Annotated in this window: 20 protein-coding genes; 5 read left to right on the top strand and 15 right to left on the bottom strand. The window is 63.7% G+C overall.

Annotation, left to right across the window (positions count from 1 at the left end; all coding sequences use genetic code 11):
• Window positions 1-386: 386 nt before the first annotated feature.
• From ACQS5P_RS18630 to ACQS5P_RS18585, 10 genes are all read right to left on the bottom strand, one after another.
• Window positions 387-2,318: a flagellin gene (locus ACQS5P_RS18630; protein WP_428938124.1), complete on the bottom strand. Its 1,932-nt coding sequence runs from the start codon at window positions 2,316-2,318 to the stop codon at window positions 387-389.
• A 24-nt stretch (window positions 2,319-2,342) separates the two neighbouring features.
• Window positions 2,343-4,043, bottom strand: a complete 1,701-nt coding sequence (gene flgK / locus ACQS5P_RS18625) for a flagellar hook-associated protein FlgK (RefSeq protein ID WP_428938123.1) — start codon at window positions 4,041-4,043, stop codon at window positions 2,343-2,345.
• 82 nt (window positions 4,044-4,125) lie between these two features.
• Complete coding sequence (gene flgN, locus ACQS5P_RS18620) at window positions 4,126-4,623, bottom strand: flagellar export chaperone FlgN (RefSeq protein ID WP_428938122.1); 498 nt, start codon at window positions 4,621-4,623, stop codon at window positions 4,126-4,128.
• On the bottom strand, window positions 4,595-4,897 hold the full coding sequence (locus ACQS5P_RS18615) for a rod-binding protein (RefSeq protein WP_428938121.1): 303 nt from the start codon (window positions 4,895-4,897) through the stop codon (window positions 4,595-4,597). The genes flgN and ACQS5P_RS18615 overlap by 29 nt, the downstream gene beginning before the upstream one ends.
• Before the next feature lie 73 nt (window positions 4,898-4,970).
• On the bottom strand, window positions 4,971-6,032 hold the full coding sequence (locus ACQS5P_RS18610) for a flagellar basal body P-ring protein FlgI (protein ID WP_428938120.1): 1,062 nt from the start codon (window positions 6,030-6,032) through the stop codon (window positions 4,971-4,973).
• A 107-nt stretch (window positions 6,033-6,139) separates the two neighbouring features.
• Window positions 6,140-6,898 carry a flagellar basal body L-ring protein FlgH gene (locus ACQS5P_RS18605; RefSeq protein ID WP_428938119.1) on the bottom strand — a complete coding sequence of 253 codons (759 nt, stop codon included), beginning with the start codon at window positions 6,896-6,898 and terminating at the stop codon, window positions 6,140-6,142.
• A gap of 49 nt (window positions 6,899-6,947) precedes the next feature.
• Window positions 6,948-8,216 (bottom strand): flagellar basal body P-ring formation chaperone FlgA, encoded by a 1,269-nt coding sequence (gene flgA / locus ACQS5P_RS18600; protein WP_428938118.1) that lies wholly within the window; start codon window positions 8,214-8,216, stop codon window positions 6,948-6,950.
• 95 nt (window positions 8,217-8,311) lie between these two features.
• On the bottom strand, window positions 8,312-9,121 hold the full coding sequence (flgG, locus tag ACQS5P_RS18595) for a flagellar basal-body rod protein FlgG (protein WP_428938117.1): 810 nt from the start codon (window positions 9,119-9,121) through the stop codon (window positions 8,312-8,314).
• 88 nt (window positions 9,122-9,209) lie between these two features.
• Window positions 9,210-9,989, bottom strand: coding sequence for a flagellar hook-basal body protein (locus tag ACQS5P_RS18590; protein ID WP_428938116.1), 780 nt, complete (start codon window positions 9,987-9,989; stop codon window positions 9,210-9,212).
• Window positions 9,990-10,580: 591 nt separating this feature from the next.
• Window positions 10,581-11,432: a hypothetical protein gene (locus ACQS5P_RS18585; protein WP_428938115.1), complete on the bottom strand. Its 852-nt coding sequence runs from the start codon at window positions 11,430-11,432 to the stop codon at window positions 10,581-10,583.
• Window positions 11,433-11,598: 166 nt separating this feature from the next.
• On the opposite strand from ACQS5P_RS18585, the gene ACQS5P_RS18580 reads away from it, so the two are divergent.
• On the top strand, window positions 11,599-11,997 hold the full coding sequence (locus ACQS5P_RS18580; protein WP_428938114.1) for a hypothetical protein: 399 nt from the start codon (window positions 11,599-11,601) through the stop codon (window positions 11,995-11,997).
• A gap of 56 nt (window positions 11,998-12,053) precedes the next feature.
• Here the strand turns inward: ACQS5P_RS18580 and ACQS5P_RS18575 are convergent, their stop codons facing one another.
• The 5 genes from ACQS5P_RS18575 to ACQS5P_RS18555 all read right to left on the bottom strand — a co-directional run bounded on the left by ACQS5P_RS18575 (window position 12,054) and on the right by ACQS5P_RS18555 (window position 19,278).
• Window positions 12,054-14,075 (bottom strand): vWA domain-containing protein, encoded by a 2,022-nt coding sequence (locus ACQS5P_RS18575; RefSeq protein WP_428938113.1) that lies wholly within the window; start codon window positions 14,073-14,075, stop codon window positions 12,054-12,056.
• Between the two features lie 73 nt (window positions 14,076-14,148).
• Complete coding sequence (locus ACQS5P_RS18570) at window positions 14,149-15,051, bottom strand: DUF58 domain-containing protein (protein WP_428938112.1); 903 nt, start codon at window positions 15,049-15,051, stop codon at window positions 14,149-14,151.
• 52 nt (window positions 15,052-15,103) lie between these two features.
• Window positions 15,104-16,237 carry a Gfo/Idh/MocA family protein gene (locus ACQS5P_RS18565; RefSeq protein WP_428938111.1) on the bottom strand — a complete coding sequence of 378 codons (1,134 nt, stop codon included), beginning with the start codon at window positions 16,235-16,237 and terminating at the stop codon, window positions 15,104-15,106.
• Between the two features lie 4 nt (window positions 16,238-16,241).
• The gene (locus ACQS5P_RS18560; protein ID WP_428938110.1) at window positions 16,242-17,078 is read right to left on the bottom strand and encodes a type II secretion system protein; all 837 of its coding nucleotides are present in this window, start codon (window positions 17,076-17,078) and stop codon (window positions 16,242-16,244) included.
• 373 nt (window positions 17,079-17,451) lie between these two features.
• The gene (locus ACQS5P_RS18555; protein ID WP_428938109.1) at window positions 17,452-19,278 is read right to left on the bottom strand and encodes a tetratricopeptide repeat protein; all 1,827 of its coding nucleotides are present in this window, start codon (window positions 19,276-19,278) and stop codon (window positions 17,452-17,454) included.
• Window positions 19,279-19,507: 229 nt separating this feature from the next.
• On the opposite strand from ACQS5P_RS18555, the gene ACQS5P_RS18550 reads away from it, so the two are divergent.
• The 4 genes from ACQS5P_RS18550 to ACQS5P_RS18535 all read left to right on the top strand — a co-directional run bounded on the left by ACQS5P_RS18550 (window position 19,508) and on the right by ACQS5P_RS18535 (window position 25,466).
• A complete protein-coding gene (locus tag ACQS5P_RS18550; RefSeq protein WP_428938108.1) occupies window positions 19,508-20,992 on the top strand; it encodes a GH39 family glycosyl hydrolase in 1,485 nt (494 codons plus the stop codon).
• A gap of 8 nt (window positions 20,993-21,000) precedes the next feature.
• On the top strand, window positions 21,001-21,546 hold the full coding sequence (gene coaD / locus ACQS5P_RS18545) for a pantetheine-phosphate adenylyltransferase (protein WP_428938107.1): 546 nt from the start codon (window positions 21,001-21,003) through the stop codon (window positions 21,544-21,546).
• A 454-nt stretch (window positions 21,547-22,000) separates the two neighbouring features.
• On the top strand, window positions 22,001-22,909 hold the full coding sequence (locus tag ACQS5P_RS18540; RefSeq protein ID WP_428938106.1) for a type II secretion system protein: 909 nt from the start codon (window positions 22,001-22,003) through the stop codon (window positions 22,907-22,909).
• Between the two features lie 151 nt (window positions 22,910-23,060).
• Entirely contained in the window at window positions 23,061-25,466 is a 2,406-nt protein-coding gene (locus tag ACQS5P_RS18535; protein ID WP_428938105.1) for a glycoside hydrolase family 95 protein, read from the top strand.
• Window positions 25,467-25,473 lie beyond the last annotated feature (7 nt).

Raw genomic sequence — 25,473 nt, 5'->3', positions numbered from 1 at the left:
GCCCGCCGCCCCGCGATCCATCGCGGGGGCACAACCTTCAGCTCGGCGCCGATCCGCCCGGGCTCCGCCCGTTGCGTCCCGGCCCTCGCATCCCGCGCGCCGATCGCCCGATTCCTTCGGGCATCAGCGCCCCACAGGCATCTGTCCACTCCGGCATCTCAGCCCCGCGCGTCAGCCGGACACTCCGATCCGGTCCACACCCGCGCCCGTGCGCCGCTCCAGCGACGCCTCGTTCTCCGCCCCTGCCGCCGCCCCGCCCTGTCTCTCCGCGGCAACTCTCGCGCATCCCGGCAAATTCTGCTGCGCGATGGCATGATGAATGCCTTTTCTCCACTTGCAATACACGCTGCTGTAACTCAAAGCAATTCCCGTGCCGCGCTCCGGCCTCAACGCAGAAAGTCCAGCAGCGACAGATCCAGAATCCGCGCGCTGGTCTGCAAGCTCGCCTGAAGCGCCGTCTGCAACGTCTGAAAGCGCGAAACGGCCTCGGCGAAATCCGTGTCCTCCAGGCTCGACAGCAACGCCTGCGTCGCCAGGTTCTGGTCCGCCAGCCGCTGTTGGCGGGATTCGATCTCCTGTATCCGCGCGCCCGTCTGCCCGCGGATCTGCACCACGCGATCGTAATCCGCCTGTAGCGCCTCGGCCGCACGGGTGATCCCCGCCGCGTCGCTGCTTCGCAGCGCATCGCGCAGCAGAATCAGATTTGAGAAGATTCCCCCCGGCTCCACCGGATGCACGTCGCTGCCGCTGATCACCCCGCCCGAAGCGGCAACTGTCAGCCCCAGGTCTTCGGCGGCCTGGGAAAAGTTTACAGGCGTGACCGTCAGCGCCCCCCCGCCGCCGGCCGTGTCCGTCAGCACGATTCCGTTCCCGACCGTCGCAAAGCTCGCCGTCACGCCCGCCCCCGCCCCCGTCGCCGCCAGGTTGATCGCGTCCAGCACGTCCTGAACCGTCTGAAGACCATCAATGTCCAGCTCAAAACTCACGCCGGCCGAATCGGTGATCCGGATGTCGTTGCCCTGCACGCCGCGAACACCCTGCCCGAGGTTCAGCTCCGCAAGTTTCGAGTCCGGCCCGAAGCTTCGCACGCCCAGGTCGGTGGCAGTCGTGCCGCCGTTCTCGGCAATGGTCATTCGCGTGCCCTGGGTGGGATTGTAGATGTTGATGCCAGTCCCCGCGGCGTTGATCTCGGCACGCACGTTGGCTCCCGAGCCATTGATCGCGTTGAGCAGATCCTGAACCGTCGTCGCGCCGCTCAGATCGATCGAGCTGGAGATCAGGCCGTTGGTGATGATCATTCCACCGGCCGTGTCGATCCCCGCGCCGCCGCGCAGGTTCGCCAGCGGCGTCAGCTCCGTCACGCGTGCCTGCACGCTGGAGCCGACCAGGGCAACGCCCGCCCCGGCGCCGATCGGCTGGAGGATTCCCAGGTCGCTGGCGGTCGTCCCCCCGCCGACCTCCGTCACTGTGATGTCGTCCGTGCCCCCGCCACTGAGCTCAAGCCCCATTCCGTCCGGCGACAGCGACGCCGTGATCGTCCCCACGCCCGCCGCGTTGATCGCATTGATCACATCGCCGATCGTGTCCGCCTGCGACAGGTCCACGATCGCCGTGGTCGAGCCGTTGCCGATCCTGATCGATCCCGTCCGCACGCCCTGCCCGCCGGCGCCGCGCAGATCACGCAGTCGCGTGTTCAGCGTCAGGCTCGGCCCCAGGTCCGCCGTCCCTTCCACGCGCGACGACAGCGCGCCGAACACCTGCTCGCCATCCACCATGAACGGCAGAATCGATCCTTCGTCAAAGGTATTGCTCAGCACCCGGGATGATCCGACGAACCGCACCCCGCCGCCCACCTCGACAAACGGCGGATCGGTCGAGCGATCCCCTCCGAAAAGATACACGCCGTCGAACTGCCGGTTGCCCACCGCAAGCAACTGGCGATACAGCGCATCAACGATAGTGGCGGCATTCTGGCGCTGCTCGGGGGTCACGTCCGAACCGACGTTCGCCGACGCGATCGTCTGTGCCTGACGCAGCAGCTCGCTCAACTCGCCCAAACTTGAGTCAACCTCACCCAGGTGCGAGCCGGCGCGCGTGAGGTTCTGTGCATACGCCTGACGCTGTTCCAGCAGCTTGCGAATCTGCTGAGCGATGGCGGCATCGCCCGGATTGTCGCTGGGCACACTGAGCTTCTTGCCCGTTGAAAGCTCGTTCTGTACCCGCAACAACTGCGACTGCGTGCGCGAAATGGTGGAATTCGCCACGCTGATGCGAAGCTGGTTGCTCACCCGTGCAAGTTGAAGCGGAAGGATGGCCATGATCTGCTACCGCAAGCCTGAATGTCACGCCATGTTCAGCAGCGTCTGCATCAGCTCGTTGACCGCGCTGATGAGCTTGGCGGCGCCCTGAAAGGCACGCTGCTGCTTCATCAGGTTCACCGCTTCCTCGTCCAGGCTCACACCGCTGAGCGCCTCGCGCTGCGCCGCAAGCGTCTGGCGAATCGTGGCGGTGGCTTCGGCACTGGTTCTGGCGGCGGCGGCGCTGGTGGCGATGCCGTTCACCATCGCCTCGTAATTCTGTTTGATGCTCGCCCCGCCCAGCGATGAAAGCCCCTGCGATTCCAGCCCCGCGATCGCCAGCGCCGTCTGGTTGTCGCCACGCTCACCGTTCTGCGCCGCCGCCAGCAGCGCGGGCTTGGCGGCGATCGTCTGGTTCACCGCGATGTTGCCTGCATCGGATCCGCTGAAGAAGCTGTTGATTCCCAGCGCCGCCAAGACCCCGCTGCTGTCCTGCGAGAAACTGATTTGCACATCCGAGCTGTCGGCCGAGATCGACAGCCTCCCGCCGCTGATTGACGCCGAGATGTTGCCGATCGCGTCCAGGTCCGCCTGCAGCGATTGAAGCGTCGTGTCGTTTCCGTTCAGTCCGTCCAGATCCACCTGAATCAGCGTGCTGCTGCTCAGCCCGGTGATCCTGTTGCGCACGTGAACCACAAAGCTGCCGGTTGTCGCCGTGAATTTCAGCCCCGCGGCCTGGCTGTTCAGCGCCGCGCTCGTATCCTCGACGATGTTGTCCGCGACAACCGTCGTCATCCCTTCCAGCCCCTGCCCGGAGGAGTGAATCCGGTTCAGCTCGAAAATCAGGCTCGCCGCCAGCGAATCGACCTGGTCCAGCACCTCGCCGATGGTGCTGCGGACCTGCCCCAGCGCCCCAAGCTGTCCGGCCGACAGCTTCATCGCCCCGTCGCTCTGCCTGAAGATCACCGCTGTCTCGAGCTCGCCATCCACACTCTGCCTGCGCATCCCCACGCCGCGGTTGATGTCGCCGGTGACCAGCGGCTCGGAACCGACGTACACATCCATCACGCCGTTGTCCTGGAGCACCGTCTTGATGTCGATCAGTTCGGCAAGCTGCTTGAGCACGGCGTCGCGCTGATCCCGAAGCGCATTGGCCGTGCCGCCCGAGCCGCCCTCGGCCTGGATGATCTGCGCGTTGAGCTGCGCGATCTGATCGGCCAGCGCGTTGGCGTTGTTCACCAGCGCCTCGGTCCGCTGATCCACGTCGCTTTGAAGCGACCCGAGCTGCGCCCGCAGATCCTTGAACGACTGCGCCAAATTCGAGCCGTTCTGGATGACCACCTGCCGCAGGCCAATGTCCTGCGGCTTGTTCGCAAGGTTTGACCAACTGTTGAAGAACGTGCTGAGCTGGGTTGACAGGTCCTGGTCGCTCAGCTCGTTGAACAACGACTCGATGCGTCCCAGCCACTGCTGCATCACGTTGGCCGATTCGTCGTCGGAGACGCTGCCGCGAATCCGCCCCTCCAGCGCCTCGTCGATCTGCCGCTGCACCGATTGCAGGTTGATCCCGGTGCCCAGGAAGATTCCCGGCCCGGCCAGAAGATCCTTGTTGGGCGTGGCGCGGGCAACCTGGCGCGTATAGTCGGCGTTGCCGGCATTCGAGATGTTGTTGCCGGTCGTCTGGATCTGCGCCTGCGTCACCGCCAGTGCAGTCTTGCCGATATTGAGCGCGCCGATTAATGACATAGTGGCCAGTGGTCAGTGGTCAGTGATCAGTCGTCGGTGGCCGCTCGTGGTCGGCACTGACCACCGGCCACTGATCACTCGATCATCCGACTGCTTCCATCACTCCGATCCGTCCCGGCACGCGCGGGGTGCCGTGCTTGGTGTACGTTCCGGCCTGTCCGACCGCATCCGCGAACAGCCGCATCGCCGTATTCAGATGCCCCAGCACCGCCGATGCCAGCCGCCCGGCAATGTGCGTGCGGTCGGCGATCTGTTTGATCAGCCCTTTCAGTTCGTCGCGAAGCTCAAGCAACCGCTGGCCGCCCTGCCCGGACAATTCCGCGATCTGCGCCAGAGTCGTGTGCTGCGGATCGAGCCGGTTGAGCCTGGCGATCTGCTGCACGAGCATCCGCCGCCGTGTCTCCAGCGATGCGATCCTCATGCGGCTGGCTTCCTGGCGGTGCGTCGCGTCTTCCACGGCCTGCACCTTCAGTTCGCGCATCGCCGCCTGCTGCGACTCGACGTGCCCCAGCATCCGCCTGTGCTCGTCGATCAGCAGTTGCAGCACCCCTTCAAGCTGCTCGATCAGTTGCCGCGACATTCGGTTTTGACCTGTGCTGAATCCTGCCCCGACCTTCGATCCGCCTGACGATGCTGTTGACGATGCGATCCGCCGCTTTGCTGCCGGCCATCCGCTCGGCCAGCTTCTGGTCGAGCTGGTTGGCGAACGCCTGCCCCCCGCGCCCTCCCTCCAGCAACTCGCTCTTGAACGGGCTGTTGCGCATCTGCCTGAGCATCTGCCCGAAGAACGTTTGCGCCACCCACACCCGAGCGGCGTGGACAAGCTGATCGTGTTGTGTGGAAACCTGGTTCATGTTCCTGTCTCACGCGCGTCCGGCCCGTGCTGAGCCGCTCGCACGAGCGGGACGCTCGTGATACCACTTCCGCTCACTCAACAATCAGCTTCGCGTGCAGCTTCCCGGTCTTGTGCAGTTCCTTGACGATCGCGATCCGGTCCGCCGCCGGAACCTTGAGCTGATCCAAGGCATTGACAAGGTCCTGAAGCTTGGCGCCGCCTGTGTTCGTCGTGTCTATGGCCACCACGTCCTTGCTCGAGATCACCGGCGAGCGCGGCGTGGGCAGCGGCGGCGGGTTGATCGTCGTGATCGTCAGCCCCTTGTGGCTGATGACCACCGGGCTGATCTCCACATCCCCGGTCATGATGATCGTCCCCGTGCGATCATTGATCGTGACGCGCGCCTCGGTTGGCAGCATCGGCACCGGCAGACGCTGTACCCGGCTGATGAAGCTGTCGGGACGCTGGCGTTCGCTTTTGGGGATCGTCACCACCACGTTCTTCGGATCCACCGCAACCGCCAGCACCTCCCCCTCATCCGCGTCCCCCGCATCATTGATGATCTTGGCGATCGTCGAAGCGGTCGTCCAACTGGCCGCCGGATCGTCCAGAATCAGCGTGAAACGGTCATTCTCGATGTACTTGGCGGGAAGATCGGCCTCCATTACGCACCCGCCCTTGACGACCCCCACCGTGGGTGTGCTCGGATCCTCCAGCACGATCGGGCCCTCGGCCAGCGCGAAGATCCCGCTGCCCGGCACCGGCCCCTGCATCGGCGTGACAAACAATCGACCGCCCTTGAGGCTCGACGCGGCCCCCAGGCTCGTCACGTAAACGTCGATCCGGTCCCCATCCCGCACGCCGTTGCTCGGCACCGTCGCCGTCAGGCTCACCACCGCCACGTTCTTCACATCATTCAGCTCCGCGATGGTGGCGCTGTCGGCGAACTTGCTCAGCATCGCCGCCAGAGGACGGATTGCAGGCAGGAAATCCCCCCCGTCGCCCGTCCCCTTCAGCCCATAGACCAGCCCGAAGCCGGTCAGCACGTTGGTCCGCTGTCCGTCGATCCGCGTGATGTCCGCGACCTTCACGGCGCTGGCGCGGCTCGCCAGGCACAGCAGTCCAATCACGATCCATCCAGCTCGTCGTCGCATAGGGCTCCGCCCTCGAAAGCTGCCAGCAGGCAGCCCGCAGCCGCCAGCATGTCCAGGAGCTGTTTCACCCCCCGCTGCCTGCTGCCCGCTGCCTGCTCTTGTATCGGTTAGAACGGGTTGATCGCGTCCAATAATTTCGGCAACCAGCCGCGTTTGGTCGTGTCACGCACCGCTCCCTTGTGTGTCTTGGTCAGCTCCTTGTCGAACATCTGCGTGCTCAGCACAGTATTGTCGGGAGTGACATCCTCCGCACGGCACACCCCGGAAAGAATGAACATCTGCTCTTCCTCGTCGGTCTTGATCCGCTGCCGTGCCTGGAGCACCAGGTTCCCGTTAGGCTTCACGTCGATCACTTCCGCCGTCACCCGCATCACGAAACGGTCGCTGCGGTCCACCGTCGCCTCGCCCTTGAAGTCGCGCTTGGCGTCGGCCTTGATCGCCGGCGGCGTCGAGCCGATCGCGCCGCCCTCGACCTCCATGTTCCGCAGCTTCAGCCTGATGAACTCCTCAAGCTGCGCCTCGATCGACGCCTCCTTTTTCAGGTCTGTCGAGCCTTCAGACTTGTATTCGCTTTCCTCGCGGACGATGATCGTGATCAGATCATGCTTGCGAATCGTCCGCGGCTGCTGCTCGGGCACCGCGAAAAAACTGACGTCCGCGAGCCGGGCCTGATTCGCATCCTGCGCCGCCGCCACCGAGGCGCGCAGCAGCGATCCACCGGCCCGACGCATCGCTTCGGCAGAATCCTGAGCCGGCTGCGGCTGCTGCGATGGAGCCTTCGGTTGCGGACGCGGCTGGGACTGAGTCTGAGCCTGCGCCAAACCGCAAGTCGCGATCAAACCCAGCACGCATATCCGTCGCAGCATGTAGCTTCCCTGCCATCAGTAAAAGAGGCGTTTGTACCTGTCACGCCGGTCAGTTCCGATCACCTGCCGATGCGATCGGCGACGCCAGGTTCATCGTCGCCGTCTGCGGGCCGGTCAGCACCACCTGAAACACTTCCCGCGTCGTCTCGTTCTTCACCCGGATCGTCTGCCCGTAGCTGCCACCTTCCATCGCACGCGCCACCGTCTTGATCCGAACCGTCCCCTGATCCAAAGAGACCGTGATGAGCTGTCCCGGCTTGGCCAGCTCCACCGGATCGATCATCCGCGCTGTCAGGACGGTCCCTGGCTTCAGTTCCCTGGCGGCCTGCTGCCCCACAACCTGATCGGCGCACAGCGGCGCTTCCGGTTCGATCTGATCCACCAGTGCCCGGCGTTCCACCAGATCTTCGGCGCGAATCACCTGTCTGGCGGCGATCGGTTTGGCGACCACGAGCTGCTTCTGCCATGCCCGCGCCTGCGCCGTCACCGTAACCGTCCGCGGCGGCTCGCCGCCGTCGGCGGGAATCGTCACGTTCCACGCCACATTGCCCAGCGAGCGAGCACGGAGTGGCTCGATTTCAAACCGGAACAGCGGCTTTGAAATCGCCAGCAGCTTCTCGTCCTGCGGTTTAAAGTCCACCTGGAGCGATTCAGGCGACAGATTCAGTCGCCGCGCAAGGTCAGCAATCAGCGATTCGCGCAGCGTCTGGACCGGCTCCTGGCTGGATGATGCCGATGACGGACCGGGCTGGTCACGCTCCGCGCGCGCCGCCACCGGCGTTTGATCATCCGCCTGCGGCTGCGTCGCGGCGGCCGCTTCCCTGGCGTGAATCCACTGTCGCAGAGCCTCGGTCTGGTCGTACTCGACATCCGCGCGGGCCACTGTGCAGCTTGTCGCCCCCGCGAAGTTGATCGCCGCCAGATTCACCCCCGCGTCCCGCAGAATCCCCTGGATCTCGCGAACCGAGATTGTTTTGAACGGCACCTCCGGCCCCAGCCTCGCCAGCACCAATTCCCCCATCGGCTCGAAAAACGCCTGCTGCTGCTCGGACCAGCGACAGATCTGCTTCAGCCGCACCTCCGGCCCGACCACCGTGGCTTCGGATCGGATCTCCAGCGTGCCGCCGCCGATCGGCAGCCCCGATCCCGCCGCCGGCGCCACGAAGCTCTCAACCGGATCCGTCGCGGCGACATCAACCTCCGCGCCGTACCCCCACTGTTTCAGCAGCGTCTGCGTCGCCCACGCCAGAATCGTCAGGCACACCACCAGCCGGACCGTCTGCTTCCTGCCCAGCGGCCGGCCATTCGGATACATCATCGCGACCTCCTTGTCGCACGCGAACGATCAGGGCACAAGAATGAGCGACGAACAATTAAGAGCACCCGATGTTCATCATCATTCATACCTTATGCTCAGAACCTCCTGAGGTTCCCAATCGTCTGTAGTGCCTGATCTGCCGTCTGTATAGACTGACTGTTCAGCTCGAACGCACGCTGGGTTTTGATCAGACTGATCAGTTCCTTTACCGGATCAACGTTGCTGCCCTCCAGATATCCCTGGAGTGTCTGTCCAGCCCCGTTCTCACCCGGAATAGACTCGATCGGCGGACCGGACGCCTCGGTTTCGATGTAGAGGCTCCCGCCAATCAACTTCAGGCCCTGCGGATTGGTAAACTGCGCAAGCTCCAACTGTCCGGCCTCCGTGCGGGTCGTCGCACCCGGACGCAGATAACTCACTCGCCCGTCCAGGCCGATGCTGATCTCGGTGCTGCCCGGCGGGATATTGATCGGAGGATCGACCCGATACCCATCGCCTATGTTCAGCACCAGATCGCCCTCATTGTTCAGCACAAAGTTCCCGGCGCGAGTGTACGCCCGGCCATTGCCGATCGAATCGATCGTGGAGACCTTGAAGAATCCGTTGCCCTGGATCGCCACGTCCAGCGGGCCGTTGGTGTTTTCGATCGGTCCCTGCTCGGTATCGATGGTGGTGTTGCTGACCTTCACGCCCAGCCCCACGAAGATTCCCGTCGGGGTGATGTCTCCATTGGAGTTCTGGGCACCGGGCTGCCTCAGCGTCACGTACATCAGGTCTTCGAAGTTGACGCGGCTGCGCTTGAACGCCGTGGTCTCGGCGTTGGCAAGATTGTTCGCCGTGACATCAATCGCCGTTGAAAGCGCGCGAAGTCCGGTCGCCGCCGAATTAAGTGCCTGAATCGCCATAACTGCTACAACCCATTGCAAACTTCATGAACCACATCGCGGATTTGCATCGCAGCGGCTATTCACTCCATAGTGGTTATCACGACCGTCATCCGATCTTGCCCACTTCATTGACCAGCTTTGCCAATGTCTGATCCTGATACCGGATCATATTGGCATTGGCCTCGAGCTGCCGGTGAGCGTTGATCAGTTGTGTCAGCTCGATCATCGGATCGACATTGGATCCTTCGACAAAGCCGGATTCGAGCTGAGCATCAGCCTGTGGCAGTTTGCTCACGTCGCCGCCGGCGTAGTGCAGCAGCGTTCCGCCGCGCTGCACAAGCTGCTGTGGATCCGGGACATGAAACAGCCTCAGTCGCGCGACGATCTGCCCGTTAGCCGAGATCGCGCCGTCCCGCGCGATGTGAATCTGCGACTGCGGCAGGCCGGCCAGCACGATGGGCTGGCCCTGCGCATCCAGCACACGTCGCCCGCCTCGGTCGTCATTAAGCACCAGATACCCTTCCCGGTCGATCAGGAACTGTCCGTTGCGGGTCAGGCCGGTGGTGCCGGAAGCATCCCGCACGGCGAAGTACCCCTGGCCGTGGATCGCCACGTCCAGGTTGTTGTTGGTCTGTTCGAGCTGTCCGCGCGAGTGATCGACGTGTGTCGGCGACAGCAGCGTCCCGCCACCGATGCCTTCCAGCAACTGATTGGACCTGCCTGGCGGCAGGCCGCGCTGCTGCGCCTCGGTGCGTCTTTGCTGCAGGATCGCCAGCGATCGTTTGAAGCCAACGGTCTGAGCGTTGGCCAGGTTGTTGGCAATGACGTCCTGCCGATACGAACTGGTCAGGACGCCCGTGGCCGAGAGGTACAGGCCGTAAATCATGCGACCTCTCCTTCATCGGCGAGACGGCGCCCGTGCTCGGTGTATGCGAGTGGGCGCGGCAAGGGCGGCGGGGTGGGATCCTCCGTGATCCGGCCCGAATCGGCTCCGCCGATTTTCAGGAGGCTGTATTGGCGGCAAGCCGCGGTGCTCAGCCTCATCCGCCGCCCGTTCGAGTTCATCCATGAACCTCTGGTTCTCTCCATCATCCGTCACGGTTGGTGCCGGCCCGTGGTCCGTCCCAGACCCGATTCAGCACCGACGCCCGATGGCGCCACCGGCAGGCGGCGCGGCGTCGCACCGCCTCTGATTACAAGCCCCGTGCCACAGCGACAGCTCCCGGCCGCAGACCCGGCCCAGCGCCTCCGTCGCATCGCGTTTCGCCCTGTTTTTTCGGGTATTTTCGCGTCAGATCGTGCGGAGCTGCTCGGTCATCTCGCGCGGCAACCGCCGGCCCGCGGTGCACGAGTCCGCGCAAGACCTGCCCGGCCACCGGCAGCACTTGCGCTGCATCCGCTCACAGCCCGCGCCGTGGCGGACACACACAGCCCTTGCGTCACGTTCCGTGCCTGCCCACGCGCCAACGCCAGTTCATCAACCCCCGCCCGCGGCCAGCGGTGATCCCGTGCGGATCGACTGAAGCAGCCGCCCACGCTCCGCAGCGTTCATGGGGTCGGCCGTCAGGGTGATGGAATTGTCCTCGATTCGCACATCGATCAGCCTGACGGGGATGCTGCCGTGGTCAATCACCGGCAGGAACAGCACCGCATCTGCCGGGCGATTGTGCAGCACGTCGATCAAAACCTGCCCCATGGCCGCGGAGATGGCGTTGGCGTTGGCGATGCCGGTGGAGTCGATCGACGCGTTCTGCCGCCAGCGGGACATCCGCTGCATCAGGGCACGAGACGAGCGATCACGATATTTGTCCAAGACCCCTGCGGGCAGCGGCAGCTTGCCGGCAAGCACGCGCACCAGCCGCAGATCCAGCCGTCCATCCGGTGTGATCCGCGGCTCAAAGTGCAGGCTCGCGATCGCATCCACGTCGTTCAATCGCCCCGCCAGAATCATTCGCCCCTCGCGCAGCACGATCCGTGGATCGGTCAGAAACTTCGAGTAGCTCTGCTTGACGTTCTGCCACACCGACCACTTGTCGAAGAATGCGTTGATTTCGTCGTCGGTGAAGGAGATGACGAATGGCTGGCCGGCGGAGGTGGCGGGCCGGGTGCTGTTGTGATGCTGGGCGGCGTATTCGGCGGCGCGGGCGCGGGCCACCTCGTTCTGCACTCCCACCAGCTTGCGCTCCGCACGCTGCGCAAGCTCCTCGCGCTGCTCGGCAGTCAGCGATCCGGGCCGGTACCACTCGGGCGTGCCGCGGACCATGATCCATCCGGCCAAGGCGACTGCGCCGACCCCGCATAACAGTGTCGCCACCGCAGTCCAGATCATTCGTTTCCAGTTCCTGGTCATTGGCCTGAGGCGTGGGAGTCTACCGGAAGATCCGGCATAACCGCTACCGGCGGCGCGGTACGACAGCGACACGGCTGATGTGCCCTGTCGCGATCATTCAATTCCCCAACGCGCCGGCCCGGCAGAGGTTACACTTCTGCTCAGCGTGATCGCCCCGTCGAATCGAATCTCCGGAAGCCAGGACTGGCCGTTTCCACCAGGCGGCGTGGCGCCGGCCCGGCGCGGGCGCACGCCCCCGCTGTGGGCCGACATCCCCGCCTTTGTCGCCTTCGCCGACGAAGTCGAATCCGCCCTTGATTCCGAGGGTATCCTCAGCTTTTCACAGCGACAGAAGCTGCTGCGACGGGCCAGGCACTTTGGCATCCGCCCCTTCGACGCCAACCTCGTGATCGCGATGGTGCAACATCGCTTCCAGCCCGCCGGGCCGCCAGCCATCCGCCAGGCAAGCCATGCTTCAAAGTCCTTCAACTGGCTGCCCACCGTCACCGTGATCGTCGTTGTGCAATCGCTGATTCTGGCTGCGGGCTGGTGGCTGCTGCGGTGATCGAGACGATACGCGACCGCAACCCCCGCGCGGCAACCTGACAGCAGATCCCTGCCCTACAGATGCACCCTGCGCGTGTACACCCACCACTCCAGCAGCAACAAAGGGATCGCGCCGAACGCCACCAGCCACCACCACAGCTCCAGTCTGGACTTCCCACCCGTCGAGGCGATGGCCTGGCCGATGTTGCCGGGCGCCCGGCCACTCACCGGCAGCAGATTGCTCTCGTTCTCATCCAGCAGGTTCACCGCTATGCGCTCGAACTGCGGGATGATCGGATCCAGGCGATACACGCCGACGTGATCCAGCGGCGGCAGCGCAAAGTCCCCGCTGTCGGGAATACCCAGCTCGCGCGACACGCCCGGGCCGTTCAGGCGGATCGTCTTGAGGTTCGCATCGACCCGCTGAAGATTGGCCCGCGGGATGCGAGGCGTGGCGCCTGGCTCCAGCGACTGCCGCACGTTCATCTCCGCCCCCAGCGCCATGAACTGAAGCGAGTTGTACAGGAACATCGGGAAGCTGACGCGCAGCGGCCAGTTGCTCTGCATCACATCGAACGCCACCACCAGATGCATGCTTCGCCCCTCACGATGCAGCACCACCAGCGGCCCCTTGGTCCCCTCGATCAGCACCTCCGATTCGACCGGTACGTCGAGCTTGATTGCCTCGGCGGCGTAGAGCCTGTTCAGCGAAAGATGCCGCAGGATCGGGTGGTCGCGGTTCCAGTCCAGCACACCCACTTCGCTGAGCATCACCGGCACGTTGTTTTCCGTCACCGGCTTGAGCTTGAGATCCGGCCCCAGACTACCAAAGTAGAGGAAATTGCCCGACGGCGGCAACTGTTTCGGCGAGTAGCGGTCGAAGATGATCACGTCGTAGTCAGTGGGGATCTTCGCCTCGTACTGCCCGGGCGCAACGATCGCCGGATCCTTCAGATTCAGGCTGTGGATCGCCCGCTCCAGGTAATAGTTGCCGTCGCTGACCAGCAGCACCGACAGCATCTTCGGGGGCGGGAGGACGACCTGGGCGGCATCGTCGGCGGGCAGCATGTCACCGGCCTTGAGCTTCTGCTCGACCCGGATCACCGCCGCCGTCGTCAATTCGAGCGTAAACTCGACGCTGTCCTTGGCAACCACGCCCTGGTTTTCCATTTCGGTGCGTTTCTGCTCGTCCCAGCGTTCGGGAACGAGCTTGACGACCGCGGCGCCGCGGTTCTGAAACGAATCGGTCGAAGGATTGGCCGGGTCGATCGGCGAAACCCACAGCTCCACATCCGCGTTGACCGGCTCCGGGCCGTAGTTGGCGAACCGCGCAAAGACCTGCACTTCGGTCGGGCGCTCATAGTTCCGCCGGGCGCTGAGTGACACGATCGCGATGTTGCCAGCCTGCTCGGTGCCGACCTGCTCGTAGATCACGTTGCCCTTGATGCTCAGCTCGGATTCATCCAGCACGCGGCCGTCGGAGAAGAGAAACACATCCGGCGGCTCGACGTTGGCGCGAAGCTGCTCGGGGTTGAAATTGACCTGCGCCTCGGCCAGTTGATACGCCTGTTTCAGCCGCGACTTTCGATCCGTGGGTTTGATGGAGTCGATGGCGTTCTTGAGTGCGACAGTGTCGCTGGTCCATCGCTGCACGGCTTCGGCGCGGTCATCGAAGGCGATGACCATCGCGTTGCCCCCGCGGGACATGGATTCGACAACCGCCTTGGCGCGGCGCTTGGCCTCGTCAAGGCGCGTCCTGCCATCGACGTCGGCGGCCTGCATCGACGCCGAGCGGTCGATGAGGATAACGGTGTTTTTCCCTGCTCCGGGAGTGAAGAAGGTGATCGGCCGAGCCAGCGCCAGCAGGAGCAGGATCAGCAGCAGCAGTTGCAGCAGAAGCAGCAGGTTTTTGCGCAGCCGCTGGAACGGCGCGTTAACCTGGAGGTCCTGGATCGCTTTTTTCCACAGCAGCGTTGAGGAGACCGGCAGCTCGCGTCGCTTGAGCTTGAGGAAATAGAGCACCAGCAGCGCCGGGATGGCAACCGCAGCCGCAACAACGGCCGGCCAGATATTCAGGAAGCGGGGAAGCCAACTCATGGGCTACGCCTCGATTCGGTACTGAAGCTGCGTGCGCGGATCCCTGATTGAATACTCGTCATCGACGCCTTCCCTATCCCAGCAGCCCGCGCTCACGGAGGTAATTCAACACCAGCGTATCAAACGGCACGGCCGTGCTGGTGAAAAGATACGTTCCGCCCCGGCGGGTTACATACTCCTTCAGCGACAGGCAATAGGCATTGAGATTGGCCTTGTATTGTTTGAGCAGCGGCTGGGTGATGCTGACTTCGGCGGTGTCGGCGTCTTCCATGTCCTTGAGCTTGAGGTCGCCTTGAAGATCCGGATCGATCTCCTGAGGCGAGAGGATTTGCACGCAGAACAGGTCGTACTTTCCGCCGGCGACGTAGCGCAGGCCGTTCTCGTAGCCGCCCTTGTCGAAGAAATCGCTGAGCACAACGCACACCCCCTTCTGCCGATGCGCCAGGGCGAATCGCTTGCAGGCGCTGGCAAAGTGTGACGCGCCCTGCGGCTGGAGCCTGTCGATGAAGTCGATCAATTGCGCCACCCGCCGCCGGCCACGCAGGGCGCCGGTCTCGGCGGTGATGCCCTCGGCCATCGCGGCAACCACCACGCGGTTGTAATTCACCAGCCCGATGTACCCCAGCGCCGCCGCCACCTGCTTGATGTACCGCGCCTTGTTCGGCTCGCCATAGTCGCAGCTCTTGCTCATGTCCACCAGCACGTACAGCGCCAGGTCTTCTTCTTCCAAGAAGAGCTTGAGGAACAGCCGGTCCAGCCGCGCGTACACGTTCCAGTCGATGAAGCGCAGATCGTCCCCGACGACGTAGTTGCGGTAGTCGGCAAACTCTACGCTCTGCCCGCGGCGTTTGCTCCGCCTCTCGCCCTTCAGCTTCCCGGCAAGGATCTTGCGCGACATGATGTCGAGCTGATCAAGCCTGGCCATAAACGCCGGATCGAGCAGAAGCGAACGTGATGCTTCGGCGGTAGTGGTCATGGGCACCACATTTCTACCACGATAGTTGATCTGGAGCGACTGGATTCGTAAATCAGATCCGATACTGCGGAATCTTCAACAATTCCCCATCCCTCATCGCCGACTGATGCGCCACGATTCCCGCCACCGTCATGTTCAGCGATTGTGCGATGTCCACCAGCGGCGTGCGGTCCTGGAGGATCGCGCTGACGAACTCGTGCATCAGGTAACCGTGCGAGCCGCCGTGATAGCCGGGCTGCACGCCCGGCGGCAGCGGCGGGCGGCTCGTGTCGGGCAACTTTGCTTCATCCAGACCCTGGTACTTTCCGTCAAATGAACCGCGCTGCCCGCGGACGCGCCCCATCTCGCCCTGAAATCCCGGCGTGTCCCAGCTCACCGCCATTCGCGCCGCTCCTCCTTCGCTCGTGCGAAACAGCGCCACCTCCGTCCCAAATGGATTGCGGTATGCATTATTCTCTGGCCGAAGGTGTTCCAGAACGCTGGGCATGCCCATGCACGACACCTCCGTGAAGCTCCCGCCCGTGACGCCGATGTAGTACGCGTTGGAATGCGTCGGATAATACTGAGGCGGCAGGCCGACGCGCCAGCCCCTGAACGACCCCAACGGCTGGGGCATCCAGTGGTAGTACTCGCCCTCGGCGTAGACGATCTTGCCGAACCCGCCGGCGCGGTAGATCGTCCGCATCGCGTGCAGGTCTTCGTGATAGTAGGAAGTCTCGAACATCATGTACTTCAGCCCGCTGCGCTTCACCGCCTCGTAAAGCCTGTCCGCGTCTTCCAGCGAACCGAACACCGCGGGCACGGCGCTGGCCACGTGCTTGCCGTGTTTCAGGCACTCGATGCTGTGCCGGGCGTGGTTCGGCGCATCGGTGGCGACGAAGACGGCCTCAATCCGGTCATCCCTGACCAGTTCTTCGAGTGATGGATACGTCCGCCCGCAGCGGCAGTCCCTGGCCAGCGCGGCGCATTGGCTCGGATCCAGGTCGCTCACCGCGACCACTTCGACGTTCGGATGATCCTGAAAGCTGAACGCCCCGCCGAAATGGCAAAGCCCGTAGCCCACGATGCCCACGCGAACCCTGCGGTCGGAGATGGGCTGCCATTGCCTGGCCGCCGTTGGACGCGTCTCGACCTCTTCGAAACCTGGGATCGGCTGTTGCGCAATTCGCGAGCGGGGAGTAGGCATTTTTTCAATTCGTCGGGATCGGCTGGCGCACTTCCGTGAAGTCCAGTGTATCCATCGCCTTGAACATGCGGAAGATGTAGATGTCGCCCATGCGGGCGTTGCGGATCTGGAAGGTGTGCTTGTAGTCGCTCTCGTTCATCAACTGAAAGTTGGCGTGCCCGTCGGAGTAGCCGACGCAGATGCCGTACTGGTTGCGGTGAGGCCAGGCGGACTTGGGCGCCCAGTCGTTCTGCCCAATCGCGTCCATCGCCAGCGCGCGGGTGCCTTTCATCTTGCCGAGCTTCATCCCCTGAATCGCCTTCACGTCCTGCACGCTGATATGAGGAGGCTGCGCCTGACCGAAGATGCGGTAGATGTAGCCGATGGCCTTGTAGCCGATCGGCTGTCGCTTGTCGTGTTCCCAGCCTGTGGGATAGGTCAGCAGCGGGATGACCTGCCCGGGGCAGTAGAAGGCGGTGGGTTCCCTGATGTAACGGCGGACGAACAGGATACCGATGCCGCTCCAGTTCTCGATGTAGCCGTCGCGTGCCGGGCGCACGCCACCGGTGGTCTTCGGATCGAACCAGACCTCCCAGGTCTGCGACTGATTGAGCGATGGGCCGTTGTTCGGCGGAATCGAGCCGCGGTTCTCGGTCGCATACAGCACGCACGCCGAGGCGAGCTGCCGCAGGTTGCTGAGGCACACGGTGCGAGTGGACGCGGCGCGGGCCTTGCCAAGGGTGGGGATGAGTATGGAGATCAGGACGGCGATGATGCCGATGACCACGAGGAGTTCAACCAGGGTGAACGCGGGCGGAGAGCCATGGGAGCGAGAAGCATCAGGAGCACGCCGGACGCACATGGAGCACCTCGCGAGATGAGACGCCCGAGAAGCAAACGAACGCGCCAAGCCGCGTCGCGATGTACGGAACAGGAAATGACGTGAGGATAATAATGCCGATTTAAACGATAATGCAAGCGGAAAATCGATAAATCAAAATGCCCGCTCCGTCTCGACCCGTTCGCGCGTACCGCACGGAAGTAGGGCGCGTCAGCGCAGGCGGGATCGAAACTGAGCCGAACACTGCTCGGAACCGAAGGGTCGGCCGCGGATGAGGACGTGGTAGAAGGCCCCCGGCCGCGACGGCGCGTGAGGCACGTGGCATGTCATCAAGCTGCGGGGCCAGCCGATCCGCATCAGCAATTTGTGAGGCCCCCTTTACATCCGACAAATGCTAATTGGAGGGGCTGGTGCCCAGGCCGCGCAATAGCTGTTCCGCCCGCGCCAAGTTCTGTCTGGCTTCTTCAAAGCCCGGATTGAGCCGCAATGCGGCGTGGAAATGCTCCGCGGCCTCGCGCGGACGGTTGCGCTGCATCAACACCTGCCCGAAGAGGTTATGTGCCTTGTCCAGGCGCGGGCGCAGGGCCGGGGGCATCTGGCCCGAGATCTCCAGCACCCGTTCGATTCGCTCGATGGCTTCATTTTCCCTGCCGGTCTGGATCAGCACCAGCGCCAGGTTGTCGTGGCCGGTCGCGTAGTCGGGCTTCAGCTCGATCGCCTTGCGGAACAGCGCCTCGGCGCGCGCCAGATCGCCCTGTCGGAACAGCACCACGCCGTAGTTGCTGTGGGCAAGGAAGCTGCGCGGGTTGACGGCGATGGCGCGCTCCCACAGGGCCACGTCGTCGCGCCAGAACCCGGCCTGGCGAAAACTGAGGATGCTCCAGACCACCAGCATCGCGGCACAAGTGCTGCTGACAGCGCGGCGACGAAGGGGGTTTTGGTACTGGCCGGCCAGGAGGCTGGCGAACGCCAGCCCCACGGCAAGCATCGAGATGTACAGGTAATGATCCGCGACTCCGGAGAAGTACTGGAACAGGAACGGAGTCAAGCCCAATACGGGCGCAACGCCGGCGACGAACACGCCTGCCGCCGCCAGCAGCCACCTGTTGCGCAGGGCCAGCAGGATCAGCCCAAGTGTCACCGGCGCGATCCACGTCCACCACAGCGAACCATCGTGCAGGACTCGTATGGGCGTGCGGCCGTAATCCACTCCCAGATTGATCGGAAGTGCTATTTTCGCCATATAAAAGGCCAGGCTGTCCAGCGCAATCAGCGGGCGAGCCCACGGGGGAGCCACGGGCACGCCGATCGCCGGCTGCGCCGCCTTGGTCCACAGCATCACGGGGATCGCGTAGACGAACCACGGCCCCAGCGCCAGCGCGACCGCTCGCCAGCCGCGACGCAGGATAAACACATCCAGAATCAGCGCCAGCAGCGGAGTGATCATGGCGGTGGGCTTGGCCAGTGGGGCCAGCACAAACGCCAGGCTCGCCAGGGCGTAGTGCCAGCGCCTGCGCTGGCGTTGCGCCGTGTCGGTTGCGATGGTCTGGGCAAAGCTCACGTACTGCCACAGCGCCGTCATCACCAGCAGCCCGCAGAGCAGGTCCTTCATGCCGCTGGTCCAGGCGACCGGCTCGACCTGCACCGGATGCAGCGCAAAGCCCAGGGCGCCGACGAACGCCGGCCATGGGTTCGATTCCTTCTCCCGGTACGCCAGGAGAGGGCCAGATTGAGGGTCGCCAAGCGCGGTCCAAAAGCCTCTTGTCTTCGATGCAGAACCCCCACCCCTGCCCTGCCCCGGAGTACTGGGAGAGGAGGATAGACGGTCGTCAGTCTGTGTATGGCCCGAAGGATTCGTCGCAAGTCGCCGCAGCAGCTCGAACACGACGATCGCCGTCATCGCATGCAGCGCGACGCTGGCGCCGTGGAAGACCCAGGGATTCAGCCGAATGCCGCGCGGGTCGGGCTGATCCAGATACCCCACCGCCGCCAGCGCACCCCATAGTGTGTAGGTCAGCGGCACATACAGCCCGTAGGGCGCTGAAGCGCCCCAGGCGGTCCAGTATCGCGCGATCTTGCTGAGAGTCGGCGGGTTGAGGGCGGGGTTCTCATAGATCGTGGCCGGGTCGTCCCAGGTCGTAAACTCGTGCGTCGTGATGCGTCCAAACACCAGCAAAACGCAGAAGAGCACGGCCAGGCGAAATCGGAAGTTGCGGCCCATGGGACTGGCGAAGATGTCACTGATCCGGGAACAAATGTCAACGCGGATGGTGCAGCAGATACCGCAAAGTGGTTTGCATCCGGGGCACGGCCGATTCAACTGGCTCGGGGGGTGAACCGGCGGGTATACTGGTTGCCGGGGCGTCGGGCAATGATCCGCCAGTCCGAGCGGGAGATGACTCATGCGCGGGGTAGCACTCGGCCCTTACGCCGTACTCGGCCTGGTTGCAGTGGCATCAGTTCTGGCAACTGCACCGGCGCTGGCCGTGCAACCCAATTCCCCTTACGGAGTGGTTGCGTTCATCCCTTCGCCGAACCGATTCGACGCCATGCGGGAGGCCAACATCGTCTGGGGACGATACGACTTCTCGTGGCGGAGCATCGAATCCGCCGGCAAGGGCAGCTACAACTGGGCGGTGCAGGACTACGCTGTTGCCCAGGCCAACGCGCGTGGATTGAAGATCTACGCCAGCCTCGGGTATACGCCCGCGTGGGCCTCGGCCAGCGGCAATGCCAACAGTCCGCCAGCGAACCTTCAGGACTGGTATGACTACGTCTATGCCTGCGTGAGTCGATACAAAGGATCGATCAAGCACTGGGAAATCTGGAACGAGCCGAACCTGTCGCAGTTCTGGGCCGGCACCAGGGCCCAGTACATCGAGTTGTTGAAGGTGGGCGCCGACGCCGCACACGCCGCCGATCCCGACTGCATGGTGCTGGGGCCGGAGCTTTCCAGTGCCGGCCCGGCCAGCACCTGGATGACAGAAGTCCTCACGCAGGCGGGCAACAAAATCGACATCATCAGTTTTCATCAGTACGACGGCCGCGACACCCCCTCGGGCCGATTGAGCGCGATGGATGCGATGCATAACACCATCGTGAATCTCGGGTATGGCAACAAGCCGATCTGGATCACCGAAAGCGGCTTCCGCTCCGACGCCACGGGGATGACTGAGCAGAAACAGGGTGAGTACCTGACGGCGATGCTGGCGGGTGTCGCTTCCAGACCGTGGGTGAAGAAGTTTTTCTGGTACCAGATCTGGGAAGGCGGAGCCGGCACGGAGAAATGGGGACTGCTTCGCGAGGATGAAAGCCGCAAGCCTTCGTGGCAGGCGTATCACGATTACACGGCGGCGCATCCGGCGCCGGAAATGATCTCGGTGAATCTCAGCACAACAGATATCACCGATGGCCTGCGGCGGGTTGAGGTGGCCGACGGGCACACCACTGCCGACACCAGGGCTGGTCGTCGATGTCGAAGGAACAGTGACCCTGCCGGGGGCGATTACTACATCTACTTCGACGTGAACGACTCGTTCGCCTTTGAGGGCGGTCGTCCCGTGGTGATCATCGATGTTGATTACTACGACCTGGGCACGGGCACACTGACGCTGCAATACGACTCGATCGACGGCGGCGCGTATAAGGTCGCCGGCTCTGTGACGCTGGGCAACAAGGACACGTGGAAACAAGCCACCTTCTATATTGACGACGCCTATTTTGGCAACCGCCAGAACAATGGCGCCGACTTCCGTGTCTCCGCCGGTGAGGGCGTCAGCTTCTATCTGGATGTGGTCCAAGTCAGTGCGGCACGAGTCATTCCGGAACCGGGTCTGCTGCCAATGCTACTGCCGGCCGCGATGATCGCGGCGTCTGGACGGCAGGCGAGACAGAGGACCGGCGGTTGGAGCTGCGGCTCCGCCGAGGTACGTTAGACAGAACTATGCCCAACACCCACGCGTCGCCATCGCCGAAAATCGGGGTCTTCCCCGGGCAGTTTGATCCGATCACCAACGGTCATCTGGACGTGATCCGTCGCGGCGTGCGATTGTTCGACGAGCTGATCGTGGCCGTCGGAACCAACCCGGACAAGCGCGAGCTTTTTTCCCTCGACGAGCGCGAGCAGATGATCCGCGAGCTGTTGAAGAACGTGGCCGGAACGCGGGTGATGAAGTACACCGGGCTGACTTCCGATTTTGTCAAGCAGATGGGGGCGACGGCAATCCTGCGAGGCATCCGGGATGTCTCAGATTTGCGATACGAGTTTCAGCTTGCGCTGGCCAACCGCGTGGTTGGGGGCGTGGAGACGGTCTTCATCATGACCGGAGACCAGTATGCGTTGACCAGCAGCAGCCTGATCCGGCAGGTGGTGGCGCTCGGGGGGGACTTGCAGAGGTTGTCTGCGGTGCTTCCGCCGCTGGTGATCGACCGACTCAGGCAGATCCAGCGTCGCGGCAGGCGTTTCCCGCCGGCATTGGAGGAGGGCTGAGCCGCGCTGAGACTGCGCCACGGTCGCGGCCGGCAACGCGGGGCAGTCGGTCGCATCGCGAACGGCGAAGTGCCGGTCTTTTTGGCCTTGTCGTTTACGCGGATTTTGCTTGACGGGGCAGCGCAGATCGCGATACTTTGGGATGGTTGCAGGGTTTGGCCGTCCACAGCCCCTGAAAGCGGAGGAACTTGCCACTGTGGACGGGCGGCGGATGCGGGGCCTTGCCAGACCGCCAGCGCACGGTGACGTGCCCAAATCACAGGAGGCAAAAAAGGCAACATGCCCCGGCGGCGGTCGCCGGGGGTTACATTCCTGAGTCGGTCGCGGAAGAAAGTCCAGCTCGGCGGTCGTCCGAGTCTCGCCCAATGGGACTCAAACGCAGCACTCATTTCTATCATCGTTCATGCCGCCGACGGCGACGATCCGACGCGACGCTTGTGAAAGGAGCTTCTCCATGAAGCGATCGTATCGGACGAGGGCTTTTACCCTCGTGGAACTGCTGGTCGTGATCGGCATCATCGCGTTGCTGATCTCGATCCTGCTGCCGTCGTTGAACCGGGCGCGCGAGACGGCCAACCGCGTCAAGTGCGCCTCCAACCTCCGGCAGATTGGCCAGGCGATCCTGCTCTACAGCAATGAGAACAGGGGCGCCTATCCGCGGACGATGTACTCCGCGCCGTCGACGGGCGTGTGCGTTCCGACGTGGGGAACCGGTGGTGGTTCGGACCCATTCGCCGGCACGGGTGGTTTGGGCGCCACCAATCGCCCCTATGACAATGACGTGTCGGCGGCGCTGTACCTGCTGCTCCGCACCCAGGAGATCACATCCGAGGTCTTCACCTGCCCCAGCAGCAATGCTGAGAAGTGGGACTTCGGCGGCGGGTCGAACACGGCCCTGAACTGGGTGAACTGGCGCGATGTGACCCAGCTAGGCACATGGAAGTCTCCGTCGACGTGGCTGAGCTACAGCTACCAGAACCCCTATCCGGACGCCAATGCCGTCGCCTTCGGGTTCAAGCTGAATAACTCCATCACCGCGGAGTTTGCTGTCTGCTCGGATATGAACCCCGGCGTGGCGGGTACTGGAACCAACGACAACGTCCTGGCTGTCACCAGCACTTCGTCCGCCAAGGACATGAAGCAGGCGAACAGCAACAACCATGACGAGGACGGCCAGAACGTCCTGTATGGTGACGGGCACGTCGAGTTCCAGTCCAACCCGTTCTGCGGCGTGCAGCGTGATCACATCTTCACGCGGCGCGCCTCTGCCACCGGGTTCGACAGCATGACCGGCGGCACCACTCAGAACACGTTCTCGTCCTCCTACGACGGCAACGACAACGTGCTGCTGCCGTTCGACTGATTCGAGCCGGTCGTCTTGACTTGCTCGAACCGCACGGATGGTCCAATGCGACAGGCCCGCCTGAACAACAGGCGGGCCTGCTGCGTTTGAGGCGCCGCCGAGTCGCCGACCAGTGGCCAGCCAAACTCGCCGGGGGTATCCTGCGTCGGTCATGATCAGCTCAACTGACTGGCGAGTGGACGTCGTCCTTGCAGTGCTTCTGCTGGGAGTCATCAGCGCATCGGCATTGGGGCAGCAGTCGCCCCCCGATCGTAATCCGATGCAATTGTGGTACCCCAAGCCAGCGACGCAGTGGATCGAGGCGTTGCCGGTGGGCAACGGCCGGCTGGGGGCGATGGTATTCGGTGGCCCGGCGCGGGAACGACTTCAGTTCAACGAGGACACGCTCTGGACTGACGGACCCCGCGATTATTCGCACCCCGGCGCCGCCGAGGTCCTGCCAACGCTGCGACAACTGCTTTGGGAGGGCAAGCAGAAGGAGGCCGAGGCACTGGCGATGGAACGGTTCATGAGCGTTCCGCTGCGACAGTCGTCGTATCAGCCGGTGGGAGATGTGTACATTGATTTCCCCGGCCACGAGGAGGTTCTTGAATACCGGCGGAGCCTGGACCTTCGCACGGCGATCGCGCGAGTCAGTTACAGGACAGCCCAGGGCGTGAGCTTCACGCGCGAGGTGTTCTCAAGCTACCCGGATCAGGCGATCGTGGTGCGCATCAGCGCCGACAAACCCGGCTGCGTGAGCTTCGCCGTGACGATGCACACGCCTCACGCCTCCCCCACCACTCGCCCGACCGACGGACGGTCGGATGAGCTGGTGATGTCCGCTCAGGTGAGAAACGGACAGATGCGGTTCGAGTCGCGGCTGAAGGCGATTGTCGAGGGCGGGCGAACCAGCGTCGAGAATGGCGCGATCAGGGTCGAAGGCGCCGATGCCGCGACGCTGCTTCTGGTCGCCGCCACCAACTTCGTCAGCTTCCAGGATCTCAGCGGCGATCCATCCGCCCGCAATGCAGAGGTGATGAGCAAGCTGGCGGGCCGGACGTACGACGAGCTGCGCCGCCGGCATCTTGATGACTACATGCCGCTGTTTGCGCGCGTTGCGATCGACCTGGGCAGCAGCGACGCGATTCACAAGCCGACCGACCAGCGGCTGCTCGATTTCGTGAACACGCCTGATCCGCAACTGGCGGCGCTGTACTTTCAGTTCGGACGATACCTGCTGATCGCCTCCAGCCGTCCGGGCGATCAGGTCGCCAACCTCCAGGGAATCTGGAACGACAGAACCAACCCGCCCTGGGGCAGCAAGATGACCACGAACATCAACCTCCAGATGAACTACTGGCCGAGCGAGGTGACGAGCCTGCCGGAGTGCAATGAGCCATTGTGGGCGTTGATCGAGGACCTGATGATCAGCGGGGCGCGCACCGCCAGAGTTCATTACAACGCGCGCGGCTGGGTGCTGCACCACAACACCGATCTTTGGCGAGGCACGGCGCCAATCAACAACTCGAACCACGGCATCTGGCCGACGGGTGGCGCCTGGCTGTGCATGCATCTGTGGGAGCATTACCGCTTCGGCGGCGACAGGCAGTTCCTCGCGAAGCGCGCATACCCGGCAATGAAAGGGGCGGCGGAGTTCTTCGTCGATACGCTGGTGAAAGATCCCAGGTCCGGCTGGCTCATCAGCGGACCGTCGAACTCGCCCGAGCACGGCGGGCTGGTCATGGGGCCGACGATGGATCATCAGATCATCCGCGCGCTGTTTGCCGCCACCGCCGAGGCGGCACGGATTCTCGGCGTCGATGGCGACTTCGCGGCGCAGCTCGATCAGTTGCGAGAGCAGATCGCGCCCAACCAGATCGGCAGCCGCGGACAGCTTCAGGAGTGGCTGGAAGACAGGGACTTTGCCCCGGGCATCGACCCGCAGCATCGCCATGTATCGCACCTGTGGGGCGTGTTCCCCGGCGACGAAATCACCCCCGAAACTCCCGAGCTGTTCGAGGCGGCCAAAACTTCTCTGCAATATCGCGGCGACGGCGGAACCGGCTGGGCGATGGCGTGGAAGGTGAACTTCTGGGCACGGTTCCTTGACGGCGATCACGCCCATACCCTGCTGAAGAATCTGCTGGCGCCGGCATTCACCACGGAAGGCGCAACCAGGGGCGGCGGAACCTACCCCAACCTCTTCGATGCACACCCTCCCTTCCAGATCGACGGAAACTTCGGCGGAACGTCCGGCATCGCGGAAATGCTGCTTCAAAGCCACCGCGGGTTCATCCACCTGCTGCCGGCGTTGCCCGGCGCCTGGCCGGACGGAAGCGTGCGGGGCCTGCGTGCCCGCGGCGGATTTGAAGTCGATATCAACTGGAACGATGGCAAGCTGAAAGAAGCGACGATTCGCTCGACACTGGGCAATGTCTGCCGAGTGCGCGCCGGCGCGCCGCTGAAGGTCAGCGGCGAAGGCCAGGCGGTGAGCGTGCAAACACAACGCGATGGCGACATCGAGTTCCAGACGCAGCGCGGACTCGTGTATCGGTTGACTGCGGGATCGCAGTGAAAACACC

The sequence above is a fragment of the Fontivita pretiosa genome (assembly GCF_050410795.1).
Lineage (GTDB): Bacteria > Planctomycetota > Phycisphaerae > Tepidisphaerales > Tepidisphaeraceae > Fontivita > Fontivita pretiosa.
Note: the sequence above shows the minus strand (reverse complement) of the source record. Positions and strands in the feature narration are given on the sequence as shown.

What these genes read in the sequence shown, in the direction of transcription:
- ACQS5P_RS18630 (WP_428938124.1), bottom strand. Translation starts at nt 2,318, where the DNA reads ATGGCCATCCTTCCGCTTCAACTTGCACGGGTGAGCAACCAGCTTCGC.
- flgK (WP_428938123.1), bottom strand. Translation starts at nt 4,043, where the DNA reads ATGTCATTAATCGGCGCGCTCAATATCGGCAAGACTGCACTGGCGGTG.
- flgN (WP_428938122.1), bottom strand. Translation starts at nt 4,623, where the DNA reads ATGTCGCGGCAACTGATCGAGCAGCTTGAAGGGGTGCTGCAACTGCTG.
- ACQS5P_RS18615 (WP_428938121.1), bottom strand. Translation starts at nt 4,897, where the DNA reads ATGAACCAGGTTTCCACACAACACGATCAGCTTGTCCACGCCGCTCGG.
- ACQS5P_RS18610 (WP_428938120.1), bottom strand. Translation starts at nt 6,032, where the DNA reads ATGCGACGACGAGCTGGATGGATCGTGATTGGACTGCTGTGCCTGGCG.
- ACQS5P_RS18605 (WP_428938119.1), bottom strand. Translation starts at nt 6,898, where the DNA reads ATGCTGCGACGGATATGCGTGCTGGGTTTGATCGCGACTTGCGGTTTG.
- flgA (WP_428938118.1), bottom strand. Translation starts at nt 8,216, where the DNA reads ATGATGTATCCGAATGGCCGGCCGCTGGGCAGGAAGCAGACGGTCCGG.
- flgG (WP_428938117.1), bottom strand. Translation starts at nt 9,121, where the DNA reads ATGGCGATTCAGGCACTTAATTCGGCGGCGACCGGACTTCGCGCGCTT.
- ACQS5P_RS18590 (WP_428938116.1), bottom strand. Translation starts at nt 9,989, where the DNA reads ATGATTTACGGCCTGTACCTCTCGGCCACGGGCGTCCTGACCAGTTCG.
- ACQS5P_RS18585 (WP_428938115.1), bottom strand. Translation starts at nt 11,432, where the DNA reads ATGATCTGGACTGCGGTGGCGACACTGTTATGCGGGGTCGGCGCAGTC.
- ACQS5P_RS18575 (WP_428938113.1), bottom strand. Translation starts at nt 14,075, where the DNA reads ATGAGTTGGCTTCCCCGCTTCCTGAATATCTGGCCGGCCGTTGTTGCG.
- ACQS5P_RS18570 (WP_428938112.1), bottom strand. Translation starts at nt 15,051, where the DNA reads ATGACCACTACCGCCGAAGCATCACGTTCGCTTCTGCTCGATCCGGCG.
- ACQS5P_RS18565 (WP_428938111.1), bottom strand. Translation starts at nt 16,237, where the DNA reads ATGCCTACTCCCCGCTCGCGAATTGCGCAACAGCCGATCCCAGGTTTC.
- ACQS5P_RS18560 (WP_428938110.1), bottom strand. Translation starts at nt 17,078, where the DNA reads ATGTGCGTCCGGCGTGCTCCTGATGCTTCTCGCTCCCATGGCTCTCCG.
- ACQS5P_RS18555 (WP_428938109.1), bottom strand. Translation starts at nt 19,278, where the DNA reads ATGGGCCGCAACTTCCGATTTCGCCTGGCCGTGCTCTTCTGCGTTTTG.
- coaD (WP_428938107.1), top strand. Translation starts at nt 21,001, where the DNA reads ATGCCCAACACCCACGCGTCGCCATCGCCGAAAATCGGGGTCTTCCCC.
- ACQS5P_RS18540 (WP_428938106.1), top strand. Translation starts at nt 22,001, where the DNA reads ATGAAGCGATCGTATCGGACGAGGGCTTTTACCCTCGTGGAACTGCTG.
- ACQS5P_RS18535 (WP_428938105.1), top strand. Translation starts at nt 23,061, where the DNA reads ATGATCAGCTCAACTGACTGGCGAGTGGACGTCGTCCTTGCAGTGCTT.